Here is a 17,115-nt window from a genome sequence, read left to right on the forward strand (position 1 = left end):
AATCGCACTCTTTGCTTTGTTTTGCGCGAAAAATAAATCCTACCGCGCCACCAAGTGTGTCTTGAGTCACATTTGTAAGCCGCTACGGCTTCTAGAATTAGCTCGGCCATTTTGGCCTGAGATGTATGCGCATAGCGCTTGATTACGGAGTAGCTCATGAAAATTCTGCGCCATACACTGGCCATCTTTATTGCTGCGGGATACTGGCTGGCGAGCGCCAGTGCGCTGGCCCAAACAGCTGCAGCGCCTGAAAATATTGCGCCGCAAGTGGAATCGCTAAAAGAATCAGTATTAACCCTCAATCGCGACCTCTTAATTTTAGAAGAAGAACTGCTTTACCCTGCCAGTAGCCAAGTAGCGATTTATGTCTCTATGGACTTGGGGGCGTTCTTTCAGCTCGATGCAGTCAAGTTGGAGATCGACAACAAGCTTGTTGCAAGTGAACTCTATAGTGATAAGCAGACCAAAGCCTTGTTTCGCGGTGGTGTTCAGCGCTTGTATATAGGCAACCTCAAAGCGGGCGAACATGAATTCAGTGCTATTTTTACTGGCCGTGGCCCTCAGCGGGACTACAAGCGCGGGGCAAAATTAGTGGTAGGTAAAACGGCAGAACCACTGGTGCTAGAGTTGCAAATTATTGATTCGGAAGCCCAGTTGCAGCCTGTGTTTAACATTAAACAATGGCAGATGTAATTTTGCGTGCGTTGAATAATGGTCGCCTGCGTCAATCCATAACACCTTGGCTTATATCCTCTGTGCTTGCGCTTGGCTTGAGTTTAAGTCTGCCGCAGATTGCCATGGCGGCATCTTGGGGGAAAGGTTGGACCGTCCCTTGGGCAAAACCTAAGCCTAAATCAGCCGTAGCCGACTTGCGCTATGGCGTAGCGCTTTATCACTATTACCAGCAGGATTATCTCGCTTCCTTGAGTGAGCTGATGGTGGCAGATAGCCGCGATGGCATTCAAGGCCATGGTAATAATCCAGAATTGATAGCGGGCGGGGTCAGCTTAGCGTTTGGCATGCAACGCCATGCTGAAGCGCTGTTCAATGAAATTCTCAGCGATAAGACGCGCCCTCAGAGTGCGCGTGATGCGGCTTGGTTCTATTTGGGTAAGCTTCATTATCTGCGCGGCGATTGGGTTGCCGCAGAGCAAAGTTTTGCGCGCGTGAGTGCAGATTTTAAGCCATCACTGCGGGCTCAAATGGCCTCACTGCAAATCAATAGCGACATACATCAAGACAACTTCACCCAATACCAAGCGGAACAGCTCAACGAAAAGCAGCTGCGTCAATGGGTTCCCTATTCGCTTTATAATCTTGGCGCTGCTTATGCACGCAAGGGCGATTTCAAAACGGCGCAAGAATTTTTTTCTGCCTTAGCGGATAGATCTGCGCCTGAGTCGAGTAAGCAACGCACCGAGCAGTGGGCGTTGCAAGACAAAGCCTACACGGCCATGGGCTACAGTTATCTTGCGCAAAAGAGCTATGGTGCCGCCATCAAGCAATTCACACATGTGCGCTTAGATGGCCTCTTCGCTAATCAGGCTTTGCTGGGCTACGGTTGGGCAGCTATTGCGCAAGAGGATTACACTCAAGCACTTAATCCTTGGCAGATGTTGCGCAAGCGCAGCTTGATTTACCCTGAAGTGCAGGAGTCGCTACTCGCCTTACCGTTTGCCTATGAAAAACTCGGCGCTAAAGGCGAGGCAATGAATGCCTATCAATCTGCTGAGGAATTGTTAGAGCGTGAAATTACGTTAATCCGCGATATGCGCGCAACGCTCACAGACGCGGAATTGCTCACCATAGTTGCAAGTGAACCGGTAACCGATGAAGAATTAAAAGCGCATGCCGAAAACAACGATGCGCCGGGAACACTGACAGTAGCGGTTACTGATGACGGTCAAAACTGGTTGAAACTGGATAGCACCAGCATCATCAAAACGCGTTCAGCCTATTTGAGCGAATTGTTTGCGCAAAATCGTTTTCAAACCGCCGTGCTGGATTTGCGCGACCTATTGCGCCTGCAAAAATTACTGCGCGCTTGGCTCCCCAAGTTAGACATCTATCAAGATCTGTTAATGGCTAAGCAAGCTAATCGCGAACGCCAAGAACAGTATCTCAACCAAGAAAGTTTACGCACCCAAATCGCCACCTTGACTGCGCAGCGCGATCATTTGCAAGCGCAATGGCAATCGTTAACCGCTGCGGATGATTACATGGCGCTTGCCGATGAAAATGCGCGTGAACTATATGAGCGTGTGCTGCAGGCGCGGCAAACCATAGCGCGTCTAGATGCGGCGGGCGAGAACACACAAGACTATGTCGTTCGCGCCAAGATGTTTGGCGGTATTTTATTGTGGAATGCAGCGCAAGAATTCCCCGCGCGCACGGCTGATTTGCAAGCCCAGTTGAACGTAGTCAATGAGCAGCTAGCAGAAATTCAGGCTACCAAAGCGCGCATGGATGTAGTGGTTGCAACCAGTTTAGATATACAACCATTGCTCGTGCGTGCGCAGGATGCAGCACAAGAAACCACTGAGAAGTTGCAGCAGACCGATGCACTTATCGCGCGTCAAGGTGCGGCATTGCGCCAGCAGGTGGACGCCCAACTCGCGCGTCACGAGCAGCGCCTTAATAATTATTTGGCACAGGCTCATTTGGCGGTCGCGCGTCTTTACGATGCGGAATTTAGGAAGCAAGTCGAATGAAGCGCTTAGAGCATAAATCCCCTGCGGCTAGAGCGCGCAATGGTCGTTTACTGGGGCAGTCATTCGCTGTTCTGAGTTTGTGTGCGCTCATGGGTGGCTGTAGCTTTATGAGTGGGGACGATGGGCGCGGACGCACTCTTGCCGACTTGCCGAAAGCAACTTTGCCCGACACAAAAAAGTCCATTGCTGTTGTTGATATGGCGCGTATTGAGCAAAGTTATCGCGCTGCACTTGCCGCTGCCGAAAAACCAGAATTGCGCCAACAAATTCAAATGCGCTTAGCGGATTTGGAAATGATGCGCAGTGAGCAGACTCAGCTCAATGCCAATGATGTGGTGAAATTTTACGATAAGCCAGTTGCACTTTATCGCCAGCTACTAACGCAAGCGGAGCAGCCGTTAAAACCGGCTAGTGCGGATCAATTGCGTTACAAGTTGGCGAAAGCGCTTTCGCTTGATGGTCGCACTGAAGAAGCTGCGCAAGTGTTAGATGAATTGGCGACTAGCGATACGGCAGCGCCCTTTATGGCGGAGACACAATTCCGTCGCGCGGAAAAAGCATTTGCCGATGGCGATTATGCCGCCGCTGAACGCAACTATGCTGCTGTTGTTAAAGGCGATAATCCTGCGCTGCAACAAAATGCGCTCTATATGAAAGGTTGGGCGCAATTTAAGCGCGGCGACTATGATCTTGCGCTTAAGTCATTTGCCTTGGTGATGGATCAGTTACTGAGCGGAGCGCAAACACCGGCAGATGTTGACCAAGCTTTGACGGACATAGGTTCATCAAAGGCAAATTTAGTTAAAGACACGCTGCGCGTTATAGGGTTGTCACTCTCTTATCTTGATGGCGCCAAGTCCATTACCGATTTGGAAACAGAATTGGGTGGCAGCCGCGCCTATTCTTATTTGCTTTATCAGCAGTTGGGGCAACTGTATTTAGAGCAAAAGCGCTACACCGATAGCGCCGCGACCTACCAGCATTTTGTGGAGCACAATCCCACGTCAGATTTCTCGCCTAGCTTTAGCATAAAAGTTATTGATGTTTATCTGCAGGGCGACTTTCCCAGTTTAATCCTGCCGGCCAAGCAAGACTTTGTGCAGCGCTATGGTATTAGCGGCCAATACTGGACTGATCGCAAAGGTGCCATTGGCAGCAGCGCGCTCGCCTATTTGCACCAGTCACTGCAGGAATTAGCGCAATACGAACATGCGCAAGCGCAAACCTTAAGTGCCGCGAAAAAAACGACGGAAGCGACCTCGGCGTTTAGTCGTGCCGCTAAGTGGTATCGCGAATTTGTACAAACCTTTGAGCAAGATCCGCAAGCCGCTGAAATGACCTTCTTGCTCGCTGAGTGTCTCAATGAAGCACGCGATCTTCCGGCGGCGTTAAATGCGTATGAGCAAGTAGCTTATGGTTACCAAGATAAAATTCGCGGTGCCGATTCCGCCTATGCTGCGATACTTTTACCGCAACAATTAATTCAATCTGCGCTAAGTATTCCCGATGCGCGCTTGGATGAGTGGCGCGAGCGTAAAATTGAAAATGCACTGCGTTTTGCTGAAACCTATCCACAAGATAAGCGCGTCTTGCCGGTCCTCACGGAAGTAAGTACCGAACTCTTAGCGCGCAACCGCTATGTCGAAGCTAAAGCCGTGGCGGAGCGCATTATTGCGTGGCAACCCACCCCAGAAGGCCAAATGCTATTTACCAGTTGGCTGGTGTTGGGTCACAGTCGCTTTGAATTAAAAGAATATGCCGCGGCGGAGCAAGCCTATGCCAAGGTATTACAGCTCTTGCCCGCTTACGGTAAAACACCGGGAGCGCCGAGCGCGCCTCAGGTGCGCGAGCGCATCGCCGCCAGTATTTATAAACAGGCGGAAGCAAGTTTAGAGTTTGGCGATAAAGATACTGCCATCGCGCAGTTACTGCGCATTACCCAGGTAACACCTGATACCGAGATAGCCGCGAAAGCGCAGTTCGATGCGGGGCTTTACTTGATGGAACAAGAAAAGTGGTCGCAAGCGGAAAATGTTTATCTGGGGTTTCGCGCAAAATATCCACAACATGTTTTGGCGGCAAGCTTGCCCGCGAAGATGGTATTGATTTATCAAAATCAAAGTAAATGGCAGCAGGCCGCCGATGAATTGGTGGTCATGGAACGCAACAGTAAAGATCCAGAAGTTAAGCGTCAGTCGCTTTATATGGGTGCTGAACTCTATGAAAAATCGGGTAAGCGCGCCCTAGCCATTGAGCAATATCGTCGTTACGCTACCGAATATTTACGTCCTTTTGCGAACAATTTAGAGGCGCAATTTAAATTGGCGGAACTCTATGGGGCTAATCGCGAAACCGATAAGCGCAATTATTGGCTGCAAAAAATTATTGATAGTCATCAGCGCGCAGGCGGCGAAAAATCAGACCGCTCGCTCTACTTGGCCGCCGCTGCGCAAGCTGAATTGGCGCAACCAAGTTACGAAGAGTTTGAATGCATTAAGCTAACGCTGCCCTTAAAGGCAAGCTTACAGCGCAAGCGCGCAGCTTTAGCCAAAGCCTTAAAAGCGCAAGAGCAAGTGTTGGCTTATGGCGTGAGCGAATTTACCACCCAAGCGAGTTTTACCATTGGCGAAATTTACGCGCAGCTCAGCCGCGATTTACTTAAATCTCAGCGCCCGAAGGATCTCGATATTTTAGCGTTAGAGCAATACGATATTTTGCTTGAAGAGCAGGCCTATCCTTTTGAGGAAAAAGCTATAGAAATTCATGAGGCCAATGCGCGTCGCAGTTGGACGGGTAACTATGACATGTGGGTTAAACACAGCTATGCCGCGCTCGCTAAACTTTTGCCCGCACGTTATAACAAGGCGGAAGCGCGAATAGAGGTGACTCATGATATTCACTAATTGCTTGCGGCTGATCATGGGTTGGCGATACCGGCTGGCGATAGTGCTATTCGTTAGTGCATCAAGTCTGTTTTTAGATGGTTGCTCAACGCAGGCCACCAAGCAGCATAAATCTGCAGCAAATGTAGACGTTACAGCACCCGCTGTAGGAGCGAGTGCATTGCCTGCCGGACCGAAAACCCCTAATCCTTATTTGCAACAACGCGTCAATGTAAGCGCACCGCTCACCCTAAAATTTACCGCTGCCACCCAGGCTATGAGCAATAAGCAGTGGTCACAAGCACAGACCTTGCTGCAAAGTATTATTGCTGCTGATCCTAGTTTGTCGGGGGCGCATTTGAATTTGGGTTTAGTCTATAGTGCGCAAGGGGAGCTTGCGGCTGCCGAAAAATCGTTTAATGCGGCGCTCGCCGCTAATCCCAATAATCTGGATGCATACAATCAATTGGCGATTGCAAAACGTGAAGCAGGTGAATTTGACGCAGCTGAAAAACTCTATTTAGCTGCGCTGCAACACTGGGGTTTTCATCCTCAATCCCATAAAAATATCGCCATACTCTATGACCTTTATTTGAATAAGCCCGAGTTGGCGCTGCCACACTACGAAGCTTATTTAGAATTAATGGGCGGCGCAGATAAACAAGCACTCAGTTGGATCGCTGACTTGCAGCGCCGTTTGGGGATAGTTGCAAAACCCAAGGCGAAGCCTAGCGTTGAAGCCGCTGTGCCCGCTGCTGATGTACAAACGGACGCAGAGGTGACCAATGAATAAAATTTGCTTAGCACTTGCTCAGGTGTTGGCGCTAGTGCTGATGAGTAACTTGGCTAGAGCGCAAGCGGATGCAGAGCAGCCAGTTGCGGCGGAAGAAAACCCCGCTACGGTTGTGCCTGCGCAGAATAAAATAGCGCCAACGAAAAGCCCTGCTTCGACAAAAAAGACTGAGCCAGCACAGATACAAAGTGCAACAATAAATTTACAAACAACCGTAACCGGTAATCAGGAGCAACCGCGCGTGCTCTATATTTTGCCTTGGCAGTCACCGGAGAGCCCAGAGTTGGGTATTGAAATGCTGAACAGCCAGCAGGATGCCGTTTTCGGACATTTGGAACGCGAAGAATTACAGCGCAGCTTGGAAGCAGCAGGCGCAATGGATCAGTCAGAAAAATAATTTTTACCTTGAGTGGTTGCGGTGTTATTAGCAGTAGCCAAACATTACTTTTAACTTCATTTTTTTATCTTTCATTTATATCGAGGTCGTACGTTATGGATACCATCATTCGCTTTTTTCAAGATGGCGGCACTTTTATGTATCCCATTGCCATAGTCTTGTTTGTTGGCTTGGCCATAGCGCTTGAGCGCTGGATGGTGCTTACCGCAGCGAAAGGTAAAAATCGCCAAGCGTTTAATAGTATTTTGCCACTGCTGCAAAAAAGGGATTACGCCGGCATTATTAATTACAGCAAATCGACCGATGCGCCTATAGCGCGAATCATTGCTGCAGGTGTGGCGCGTATGGCGCAATCGCCACGTCGCGATGATATTGAGCTGGCGATGGAAGAGGGCGTGATGGAAGCAATGCCGCGTTTGGAAAAACGTACCGCTTACTTGGCTACCTTGGCCAATATCTCTACGCTCCTCGGTCTCTTGGGTACCATTATTGGTTTGATCGCCGCATTTACAGCGGTAGCAAGTGCTGATCCGGCGGAGAAAGCGGCTCTGCTTTCATCATCAATTGCGGTCGCCATGAATACCACTGCGTTTGGTTTGATCGCGGCAATCCCTTTGCTGCTTATTCACTCCATGCTGCAAAGTAAAACCACAGAAATTATCGATAGCTTGGAAATGGCGGGTGTTAAATGCCTCAACATTATTGCGCACTTACAGGATGTGGCACGCGCGCGCGCCGCTGAGAGTGAAGCTGCACGCGCACCACGTTAAGTGTGCTGTAGCAGTGAGATATTCGTGAGTGTTTCATGAACCGAGTTTGAGCTAATGATTAGGGTTTAAGGCTATGCGCATTAAACGGCGACACAAAGAGGATCCAGATCTCGACATTACCTCCTTTATGAATCTTATGATCATATTGGTGCCGGTCTTGTTGATGAGTATGGTGCTCTCGCGCACTACGGTGCTGGATTTAAAATTACCGGATATGGCGGATGCTAACACGCCGCAAACAGAAGAGCCTCCGCAGCAGTTGGAGTTAATTATTCGCGCGGATAAGTTTGAAGTAAATTATCCCGCCGGTATAAAACTCAAGTGGGTAGAGAAAACCCCAGCGGGCGACTACGACTTCGCCTTGCTTGCAACAGTGCTGCAAGAAACTAAGCGCCTATTGCAGGATAAGAGTATTGAGAAAAAAGATATTTATATTCTCTCTGAAAAAGACACAGACTATCAAACGCTGGTCAGCACTATGGACACGGCTCGTTCATTTAAAGCCGTGGTGGCAGCCAGTGTGGTGGATGCGGAATTATTTCCTGAAATATCACTGGGCGATGCCCCTGCGCCGGGCGGACAAACCCAGGCGGTTAGTGGCTCCGCAGGAGGTGCGCAATGAAGCAGTCGCTGCGCGCCAAACGTATGGCCAAACACCATCGCCGTTTGAATCAAGCCTCCAAGCTTAATTTAGTTTCACTGATGGATATTTTTACCATTTTGGTATTTTTTCTGTTGGTGAATTCCGGTGATGTAGAGGTTTTGCAAACGGATAAAAGCATTAAGTTACCCGCGTCAGTCTCGGATCAAGTTCCCGAAACCAATTTATTGGTGTTAGTGAATGCGACCGATATAGTTGTGGCAGGGCAGAGTGTGGGTAAGGTGGCGGATTTAATTGCCGCGCCCACGGATAACTTTGAACCGCTCGCGAAGGAATTAAAATATCAAGCGCAAAAAGCGGGCCCCTTAAAAGCTGCAGACGAATTGACTGGAAGGCCCGTCACCATTATGGCCGATCAGAAAATCCCCTATCAAGTGCTGAAAAAAGTCATGGCTACCTGTGCCGGAGCTGAATATCGCGCTATCTCGCTTGCGGTAACGCAAAAAGATACAGCGGCCGACGCCGATGGGGAGGGTTGATATGGCCATCCTATTAATGCCTCATTTGGTGTTGCCTTGGAGCTCATCGATAGAAGATGACAAGCGCTTTAATCGGCTCCTGGTTATTTCTTTTGCGGTGCTTTTAGTGCTGAGTTTGGTGGTGAGTTTAATTAATTTGCCCGAGCTTGAGCGGGCAGAAAAAGAAAAGCTGCCGCCGCAACTGGCGCGCGTGGTGCTAGAGAAGCAAGAGTTGCCACCGCCTAAGCCGATCGAGCCGCCTAAGGTCGAGGAAAAGAAGCCAGAGCCTAAACCAGAAGAGAAAAAACCCGAACCTAAGCCGGTCGAAAAGCCTAAGGAGCCCGTAAAGGCGCCACCTAAGGATGTGCTAGAGAAGGCGCGTGAAAAAGCAGCGAACAGCGGCGTTATGCAATTTAAAGATGACCTCGCCGAAATGCGCGATATGCTGCAAACCTCTGCAGTAGAAACGGCGGCAACTACCGTGACGAACAATACTGCCGATGCGGCGCAAATTGATAGGGCGATGATTACCAGTGGTGCCAAGGTTGCCAGTGGCGGCATTAACACTGCTGCACTCAGCCGCGATACCGGTGGGGTTGCGCTGTCTGGGCGTGAAACAACCAAAGTGAAAAGCGGCTTAGCAGAGGCGGGGAATAAAACCAAGCAGGCTACTGCGGGCAATAGCAATGGTCAGGGAGCTGCAGCGCGCAGCGAGGAAGAAATTCGCAAAGTCATGGAGCAACATAAGGGCGCTATCTATTCCATTTATAATCGCGCGCTGCGGCAGAATGCTGCGCTGCAGGGCAAGATGGTGGTGAAAATTGTAATAGATCCTTCAGGGCGAATTGTGGAGGCAAGTTTGGTGTCGAGTGAATTGGGCGATAAGGATTTGGAGTCAAAAATTCTTCAGCGCATTCGTCTAATTAGCTTCCCTGCATCGAGTGTGGCGCGTACAACGATCAATCAAACCTTCGACTTCTTACCGCAGTAACTACCGCGTGTTATTGAACACACCGAAAGCCCCTCGTGGGCTTTTGTTGTTTTTGGTGAGTCTACTGTGAGTATCAATGTCCGGCGTGTGTATTTGTGGGTTCTGTTTAATGCGCTGCATCGGCGGCAGAAAATCTATTTGTAATCGGTTACATTTATATGCATAATAGGCCCCGCTAAGGCACTATTTATTGGTTATTACTCTAGTAAACGGTTGCAGGCTCTTGTGGTTTGGCTGTTAACTGAAGTGGTGGTAATTCATAGCCCTAAGCCCGCTGTTGTGTTTTTTTGCCCCGGGTCTCCCGGGGTTTTTTATTTGCGCTCTAGAATCTGCGCGCGCAGAATAACCTCGCAAGCTGTTCACTCCTTCTGTTTTTATGGCGTAGCCGATGCATTTGCTCGAGCTGGCCTTAGGTTTGCTTTGAATTTCACCGCGCCGCTTGTTTAAGTGGCCTTACATTTTAAGAAGTTGCTCCCATATAGGTGCATGTAGGTAATTGAATCTAGGGATTAAAGGGTCATTGTTATGTCTGAAGCATTGCGTGCGGCCGCAAGCCGTTTGGAAAATTGGATTCGTCAGGATGCGCTGCCCTTGTGGCAGGCGCGGGGGTTGGTGCCGGAACTGGGGCTAAATTATGAACGCCTAACACCCGCTGGTTATCCCGACTTTAGCGCGAGCACACGTGTTCGCGTGCAGGCGCGCCAAGCCTTTTTCTTCGCGTTGAGTTATGACCGCGGTTGGTGCCCTCAGGGTAAAGAGATTGCGCAGGGGTTGTTGGCCTTTGTAGATCAACGTGCGCGCCACCCTAGTGCGGCGGGCGGTTATACCCACTTGCTCGACCCACAATTCAAGGTCGTTGATATCAAGCAAGACCTCTATGACCACGCCTTTTTTCTACTGGCCAATGCGTGGTGTTATCGCGCCTTTGGCGATGAAGCTTATTTGCGTGAAGCGGATGCGCTGATTGCGCATCTCGACACTTGTTTCGGCTCGGCTGAAGGCGGGTGGCTTGAAGGCGACTACGCCTACAGTTGTCGCCGCCAAAATCCTCATATGCACTTATTTGAGGCGTTTCTCGCGCTCTATGATGCCACCGGCAATGCAAAATATTTGGCGCGTGTAGGTGAATTGTTCGCACTTTTTCAAAATCGTTTTTTTGATGCGAAGCAGGGCGTGTTGTTTGAGTTTTTTAATGATGACTGGAGCCGCCTGCAGGGCGCCAAGGGTGAGATAGTAGAGCCCGGGCATATGATGGAGTGGGTTTGGTTGCTCGATTGGTATAGTCGCCGCAGCGGGCGCCCTGTGGCGCGCTACATCGAGCAACTTTATAACCGCGGGTTGCAATTGGGCATGGCGCCCTCTGGCTTGCTTTTTGATGCGGTTGCCGCCGATGGTCGGGTGTTGGATGCTAATAAGCGTTGCTGGGGTATTACGGAATTAATTAAGGCAAGTTTGGTGCAGATTCGCATGGGCAATCCTGCCGCTGAATCCATCGCCATTAAAGCGGTAGATGATTTATTTCAGTATTACCTCTGTGCATCGACACCGGGCGCCTATGTAGATCAGCGTGGCGCCAATGATGAGGTGGTAATGGACATGGCGCCTGCCAGCACGCTCTATCATTTAATAGTGGCGGCAACGGAATTGAGTGATCACGTTAATTCGGCAGTTGCTTAAATAGCTTAATGAGTGTTTGAACCATAAAAAAACCGAGCTTTCAGTGGCTCGGTTTTTTTATGGCCGCCTTATTTTTACGGCTTGGGCGCAGGCGCCGTGCTTTTGCGAATAATAAACTCGGTAGGGAGTACGCACTCGCGTTGGCTTAAGGGCTCGCCTTCAATAATTTTCAGCAGCATGTCCATGGCCATCTTGCCCATCTCTTCGGCGGGTTGTGAAATGGTGGTGAGGCTGGGGTCGCAGTATTTGGCGTAGGCTATGTCATCAAAGCCGGTGACTGACATGTCTTCGGGGATACGCACGCCCTGCGCTTTGAGGGTTTGCATGGCGCCTATGGCCATTTCATCGTTCATGGAGAAGACGGCGGTAGGGCGGTTTTTCATGGTGCAAAACTGGTAGGCGGCATTAAGGCCGGACCACATGGTGAAGTCGCCTTCGGATACCAGTTCCTTCTCAAACGGAATGCCCGCTTGGGCCAAGCTTTCTTTATAACCTTCTAAGCGATCAATAGTGTGTGGGTTGTCCTTCAATCCAGAAATTACCCCAATGCGTTTATGCCCGAGGGAAATCAAATAATCCACCATGGTTTTAGCGGCGCCGCGGTTGTCGATGCGAATCGCGGGCCCAGTGGTGTATTCGCAGCCACAGGCGTTAACGCAGGGAATGTCGGCGGGGATATTGTTTTGGCTTTTCTCGGTGCCGGGGCGCAGCTGAATGATGCCGTCTGCTAGACGAGTTTCGACGCGGCGAATGTATTCTTGTTCGCGTTCGAGGGTGCCGCGGGTGTCGCCCAATAGAACTGCATAACCTTTTTGCTGGGCGCGATCTTCAAGGGCGCGAATAAAGAGGGAGTAGAACGGATTGGATATGTCTGGCACTAGCACTACAACCGCGTATGCGCGCGCTGAGCGGAAGTTGCGCGCCAGCATGTTGGGCTTGTAGCCAACCTGAGCAATGGCCGCATGGACCTTAGCGAGGCTCTCAGGTGATACTTTCTCGGGTGCGCTGAGTGAGCGGGAAACGGTGGCGACGGAAACGCCAGCGAGGAGAGCAACATCGCGAATATTGGACATAGGGTAACCATGAGGTTTCGGGCGGTGAATCGGCGATGAATAGGCTTGATTTATAAAGTGGATCATCGTTATTGCAGGAAAATTTACTACAGCTAGGGTAAAGAGACTAGAAAAAAAGTATGTAAACGATTACATTGTCCAACTGTACTCGCTTTGCGCGGGCGAGCTAATGAGCTGCTAGACTGTGTTGAGGGCTATTTGCAGGGCCCTCAGCCCTCAGTGGCTTAGTTCTGACGTCAACACACAATTCTGACGTTAACACACAATAATGATGAGCGATCACGCGATTCGCCTTACACCTTAATTGGGATTATTCATGAGTCTACCATTCCTCGATATTGCCATCATCCTCACTTACATAGTCGCGACCCTGTTAGTCGGGTTTTGGATGTCCAAGCAGGCCTCTAAAGACATTAAGAGTTATTTCCTAGGTGGCAATAAGCTGTCTTGGTGGCAACTGGGGCTGTCCAATGCCTCGGGCATGTTTGATATTTCTGGCACCATGTGGTTGGTGTATTTGCTCTTTGTGTACGGCTTAACCAGCGTATTTATTCCCTGGCTCTGGCCGGTGTTCAACCAAATCTTTTTGATGATATTTATCTCTACCTGGCTGCGCCGCTCTGGGGTTATGACTGGCGCCGAGTGGATTACCTTTCGTTTTGGCGAGGGCAAGGGTGCGCGTCTTTCGCACATGATAGTGGTGGCTTTTGCGCTGGTGAATGTGATCGGCTTTATCGCCTATGGCTTTATCGGCATAGGTAAGTTTGCCGCGGTGTTTATGCCCTGGCAGCTGTCGCCCGACAGCCATATTAACGATGTCTACTACGGCTTAATTATTACCGCTATCACAACGCTCTATGTGGTTAAAGGCGGCATGTTCAGCGTAGTGTTTACCGAAGTGCTGCAATTTTTCATGATGACGATTGCCTGTATCGCCGTGGGCATTATCGCTATGCAGCGCGTCTCTCCCGAGATGCTTAATGCCGCCGTGCCCGAGGGCTGGTCCAATATTGTCTTTGGCTGGGAGCTGCATCTGGACTGGTCGGAGAAGTTGGCTGCGGCCAATGAAAAAATCAGCGCCGATGGTTACTCCATGTTCACCATCTTCTTTATGTTGATGCTCTTTAAGGGTGTGCTGCAATCCATGGCTGGGCCTCAGCCAACCTATGACATGCAGCGCGTGCTCTCGGCAAAAACCCCTAAGGACGCCGCCAAAATGAGTGGACTGGTGACTGTGGTATTGATGTTCCCGCGCTACATGTTGATCGCAGGCCTAACGGTATTGGCGCTGGGGCTGTTTATGGGGGATCTCAACGCCAAGGGTTCCTCAGTGGATTTTGAACAGATACTGCCCATGGTGCTGGCGGGCGAAATACTGCCTAGCGGGCTATTAGGTTTGTTGATTGCGGGTTTACTGGCGGCTTTTATGTCCACCTTTGCGGCCACGGTCAATGCGGCGCCAGCTTATGTGGTTAATGATATTTACAAGCGCTATATCAACCCCAATGCCGCCGACAAAACCTATGTGTATATGAGTTATATCGTCTCTGTGGTGTTTGTGGTTTTGGGGGTCGCGATAGGCTTCTTTATTCCCACTTTAAACCAAGTCATTCAGTGGTTAGTGAGTGCGCTCTACGGCGGCTACACCGCCTCCAATGTACTTAAGTGGTATTGGTGGCGCTTTAATGGTCACGGTTATTTCTGGGGTATGTTCACCGGCTTTGCCATCGCCTTTCCGCTCATCTTTACCGATGTGTCGCCCATCAATGCCTTCCCCTTCATGTTTGTGGCTTGCATCCTCGCCTGTGTGGCGGGTTCGCTGTTAACCGAACCGGACGATATGGAAGTGCTTAAACGCTTTTATATAAAAGTTCGTCCCTGGGGTTTTTGGGGGCCGGTATTGGCTGCAGCTCAGCAAGAGTTCCCCGCCCTAGGTGGTAATAAAAACTTTCGTCGCGATGCGCTCAATGTAGTGGTTGGCATTATCTGGCAAACCTCACTAGTGGCCGCGCCCATCTATATGGTTATTAAACATTGGCAAGAATTTGCTGCCGCTATGGTGGTTGCTTTGGTGACCGGAATATTTTTGTGGTTTAACTGGTATAAAAAACTGGAGGACTATCCAGTGGATACGCCGCCAGAAATTTTGGCGGGCACAGTGGATGCCGCGCTGCTTAACAAATCCATCAATTAATGTGAATGCGTAGAAAATCTGGAGTTAAAAGTTATGAGTCAATTTAAACAAAAAGCGCAGGCGTTGTTGCAGCAGCACGAAGCGTTAATTACCCAAAAAAATGCGCCCAAAGCTCAGGGTAATGGTATTTATAGCTGCTATGAAAATCCTATTCTCACTGCCGAACATACACCGATTATTTGGCGTTACGATTTAAACGAAGCTACCAATCCCTTCCTGATGGAGCGCCAAGGCGTTAACGCCGCGTTCAACTCTGGTGCGCTTTTTTGGCAGGGTAAATATATTCTCGCTGTGCGCGTTGAGGGTGTAGATCGCAAATCCTTTTTTGCTATTGCCGAAAGCCCTAACGGTATAGATAACTTCCGCTTTTGGGATTACCCCATCACCCTGCCGGAAACCGAGCGCCCGGATACCAATGTGTATGACATGCGTTTAACTGCTCATGAGGATGGCTATATTTATGGATTATTTTGCACCGAGCGCAAAGATTTAAATAAGCCAAATGATACCTCTGCAGCAGAAGCGCAATGCGGCATCGCACGCACCAAAGATCTAATTACCTGGGAGCGCTTGCCCGATTTAATTACCTACTCAGGGCAGCAACGCAATGTGGTCTTGCACCCAGAATTTATTGATGGTAAATACGGATTGTTCACCCGCCCACAAGATGGTTTCATCAGTGTTGGCGGTGGCGGCGGTATTGGTTGGGGCTTGGTCGAAGATATGACCCGCGCCGAAGTGAAATCCGAAGTCATTGTCGATGGCAAGGTTTATCACACCATCAAAGAAGTAAAAAATGGTCAGGGCCCCGCGCCCATCAAAACCCCAGAAGGTTGGCTGAATTTAGCGCACGGTGTGCGCAATACCGCCGCAGGTTTGCGCTATGTGCTCTACATGTTCATGACCGAACTCGCGCGGCCCTGGATCGTTACTCACAGCCCTGCGGGACATTTTATTGCGCCTCATGGTGACGAGCGTGTAGGCGATGTATCCAATGTGGCTTTTTCCAACGGTTGGATTTTAAACGAAAAAAATGAAGTGTTTATTTACTACGCCTCTTCCGATACGCGCATGCATGTGGCGACAGCCAGCGTTGAACAGTTGATCGACTATTGTAAAAACACTCCAGAGGATGGCTTGCGTTCTGCGGCATCGGTGGCGGTACGCAATGAGTTGATCCGCGCGAATTTAATGCTAATGAAGGATCTGGCGTAATTCCATGAAATCAGTCAGTCTTTCCTTACCTGTTGCCGATCTGCAGCAAGAGTTCCGCGCAGAACTAATTGCCATTGCTGACTGGTGGGCCGCGCATAGCGTCGACCAGCAGCAAGGTGGTTTTTACGGTGAAGTGGGTTCCAATAATCAACCTAATAAAAATGCGTCTAAGGGTGTTGTTTTAAATGCGCGCATTCTTTGGTTTTTTAGTGAAACAGCACTGCTGCTTGATAAATCTGTGCTCAATAAACCAGAGTATCGCGCTTGCGCGCAGCGAGCTTATGCGTATCTATTGGAGCATTTTTTAGATAGAGAGCACGGCGGTTTTTTTTGGGAGTTGGATGCACAGGGCCAGCCACTCAATACCAAAAAGCAAGTTTATGCTCAAGCGTTTGTAATATACGCATTAAGCGCCTATTACAAGCTCTCGCGCGACGACCAAGCCTTGGCTCAGGCTTTGGTTTGTTTTGAATTGCTGGAAACCCATGCTATTGATTATGCGCGCGAAGGTTATCTTGAAGCATTTACCCGCAGTTGGGGCGAGCTTGATGACCTGCGTCTCAGCGAGAAAGATCTAAATTATCCCAAATCGCAAAATACGCATTTGCACATTTTAGAGGCCTATACCTGCCTTAATAAAATTCATTCCACACCGCGCATCAGTGCCGCTTTACACTACAGCATCCGCATGTTTGACGACTACATGATCGATCGGGAAACCTATCATCTGCGTATGTTTATGGACTTGGATTGGCAAGATTTTTCGCCGGGTTTTACCTACGGCCACGATATAGAAGCGAGCTGGTTAATTGCGCAGGCATTAGAGTCGCTGGGCGATGCAAAATACACCGCGGCTTTAACGCCAGACTTGCTGAAAATTGCAGCGGTAACCCAGCGCGAGGCTATCGGTAGTTATGGTCAAGTCATGGATGCCTATAATTTTGCATCCGGTGCGGTGAGCAGTGACAGTATTTGGTGGGTACAGGCAGAAGCCTTGGTGGGTTTTCTCTATGCCTACAGTGTAAGCGGAGATGCTGGCTTTTTGCATACAGCAGAAAATGTGTGGAAATTTATTAAGCAGTATCAAATTGATGGAAAAACCGGTGAGTGGCATTGGCTGGCTTTTTTGGATAAGCCGCACACTGAGATTTACTATAAGTTGGGCTTCTGGAAGTGCCCCTATCACAATGGGCGTGCAATGATCGAGGCCGCACGATACTTGGAGTCTGCGGGGCGCCATGCGAATGCAGCATTAAGTAATTAATAAAGTGCAATAAAAATTACGCATATCGC

The 17,115-nt window shown here is 49.6% G+C and carries 14 protein-coding genes; 13 read left to right on the forward strand and 1 reads right to left on the reverse strand.

The window, feature by feature from the left end:
- Nucleotides 1-156: 156 nt before the first annotated feature.
- The 10 genes from AC0KUT_RS02245 (at nt 157) to AC0KUT_RS02290 (ending at nt 11,340) form a co-directional block, all read left to right on the forward strand.
- Nucleotides 157-693: an AraC family transcriptional regulator gene (locus AC0KUT_RS02245; protein ID WP_488833195.1), complete on the forward strand. Its 537-nt coding sequence runs from the start codon at nt 157-159 to the stop codon at nt 691-693.
- A complete protein-coding gene (locus tag AC0KUT_RS02250) occupies nt 681-2,711 on the forward strand; it encodes a tetratricopeptide repeat protein (RefSeq protein ID WP_488833197.1) in 2,031 nt (676 codons plus the stop codon). The genes AC0KUT_RS02245 and AC0KUT_RS02250 overlap by 13 nt, the downstream gene beginning before the upstream one ends.
- Nucleotides 2,708-5,614 (forward strand): tetratricopeptide repeat protein, encoded by a 2,907-nt coding sequence (locus tag AC0KUT_RS02255; RefSeq protein WP_488833198.1) that lies wholly within the window; start codon nt 2,708-2,710, stop codon nt 5,612-5,614. The genes AC0KUT_RS02250 and AC0KUT_RS02255 overlap by 4 nt, the downstream gene beginning before the upstream one ends.
- Nucleotides 5,601-6,386: a tetratricopeptide repeat protein gene (locus AC0KUT_RS02260; protein ID WP_488833200.1), complete on the forward strand. Its 786-nt coding sequence runs from the start codon at nt 5,601-5,603 to the stop codon at nt 6,384-6,386. The genes AC0KUT_RS02255 and AC0KUT_RS02260 overlap by 14 nt, the downstream gene beginning before the upstream one ends.
- Nucleotides 6,379-6,783 (forward strand): hypothetical protein, encoded by a 405-nt coding sequence (locus AC0KUT_RS02265; RefSeq protein ID WP_488833201.1) that lies wholly within the window; start codon nt 6,379-6,381, stop codon nt 6,781-6,783. Before AC0KUT_RS02260 ends, AC0KUT_RS02265 begins: the two co-directional genes overlap by 8 nt.
- A gap of 95 nt (nt 6,784-6,878) precedes the next feature.
- Nucleotides 6,879-7,553 (forward strand): MotA/TolQ/ExbB proton channel family protein, encoded by a 675-nt coding sequence (locus tag AC0KUT_RS02270; RefSeq protein ID WP_488833202.1) that lies wholly within the window; start codon nt 6,879-6,881, stop codon nt 7,551-7,553.
- 73 nt (nt 7,554-7,626) lie between these two features.
- The gene (locus tag AC0KUT_RS02275; RefSeq protein WP_488833203.1) at nt 7,627-8,175 is read left to right on the forward strand and encodes an ExbD/TolR family protein; all 549 of its coding nucleotides are present in this window, start codon (nt 7,627-7,629) and stop codon (nt 8,173-8,175) included.
- Nucleotides 8,172-8,693 carry an ExbD/TolR family protein gene (locus tag AC0KUT_RS02280; protein WP_488833205.1) on the forward strand — a complete coding sequence of 174 codons (522 nt, stop codon included), beginning with the start codon at nt 8,172-8,174 and terminating at the stop codon, nt 8,691-8,693. Before AC0KUT_RS02275 ends, AC0KUT_RS02280 begins: the two co-directional genes overlap by 4 nt.
- Nucleotide 8,694: 1 nt before the next feature.
- On the forward strand, nt 8,695-9,663 hold the full coding sequence (locus AC0KUT_RS02285) for a TonB family protein (RefSeq protein WP_488833207.1): 969 nt from the start codon (nt 8,695-8,697) through the stop codon (nt 9,661-9,663).
- Between the two features lie 525 nt (nt 9,664-10,188).
- Entirely contained in the window at nt 10,189-11,340 is a 1,152-nt protein-coding gene (locus AC0KUT_RS02290; RefSeq protein WP_488833209.1) for an AGE family epimerase/isomerase, read from the forward strand.
- 74 nt (nt 11,341-11,414) lie between these two features.
- On the opposite strand, the gene AC0KUT_RS02295 is transcribed toward AC0KUT_RS02290, so the two are convergent.
- The gene (locus AC0KUT_RS02295) at nt 11,415-12,413 is read right to left on the reverse strand and encodes a LacI family DNA-binding transcriptional regulator (protein ID WP_488833211.1); all 999 of its coding nucleotides are present in this window, start codon (nt 12,411-12,413) and stop codon (nt 11,415-11,417) included.
- 316 nt (nt 12,414-12,729) lie between these two features.
- Between AC0KUT_RS02295 and AC0KUT_RS02300 the strand changes: the two genes are divergently transcribed.
- The 3 genes from AC0KUT_RS02300 to AC0KUT_RS02310 are packed head-to-tail and all read left to right on the forward strand — an operon-like array spanning nt 12,730 to nt 17,086.
- Nucleotides 12,730-14,607, forward strand: coding sequence for a sodium:solute symporter family protein (locus AC0KUT_RS02300; RefSeq protein ID WP_488833213.1), 1,878 nt, complete (start codon nt 12,730-12,732; stop codon nt 14,605-14,607).
- Nucleotides 14,608-14,640: 33 nt separating this feature from the next.
- Complete coding sequence (gene mgp130 / locus AC0KUT_RS02305; protein WP_488833215.1) at nt 14,641-15,822, forward strand: 4-O-beta-d-mannosyl-d-glucose phosphorylase Mgp130; 1,182 nt, start codon at nt 14,641-14,643, stop codon at nt 15,820-15,822.
- 4 nt (nt 15,823-15,826) lie between these two features.
- Nucleotides 15,827-17,086, forward strand: a complete 1,260-nt coding sequence (locus AC0KUT_RS02310) for an AGE family epimerase/isomerase (protein WP_488833216.1) — start codon at nt 15,827-15,829, stop codon at nt 17,084-17,086.
- Nucleotides 17,087-17,115: the final 29 nt, after the last annotated feature.

It is taken from the genome of Cellvibrio sp. 25HG11W-0 (genome assembly GCF_057815475.1).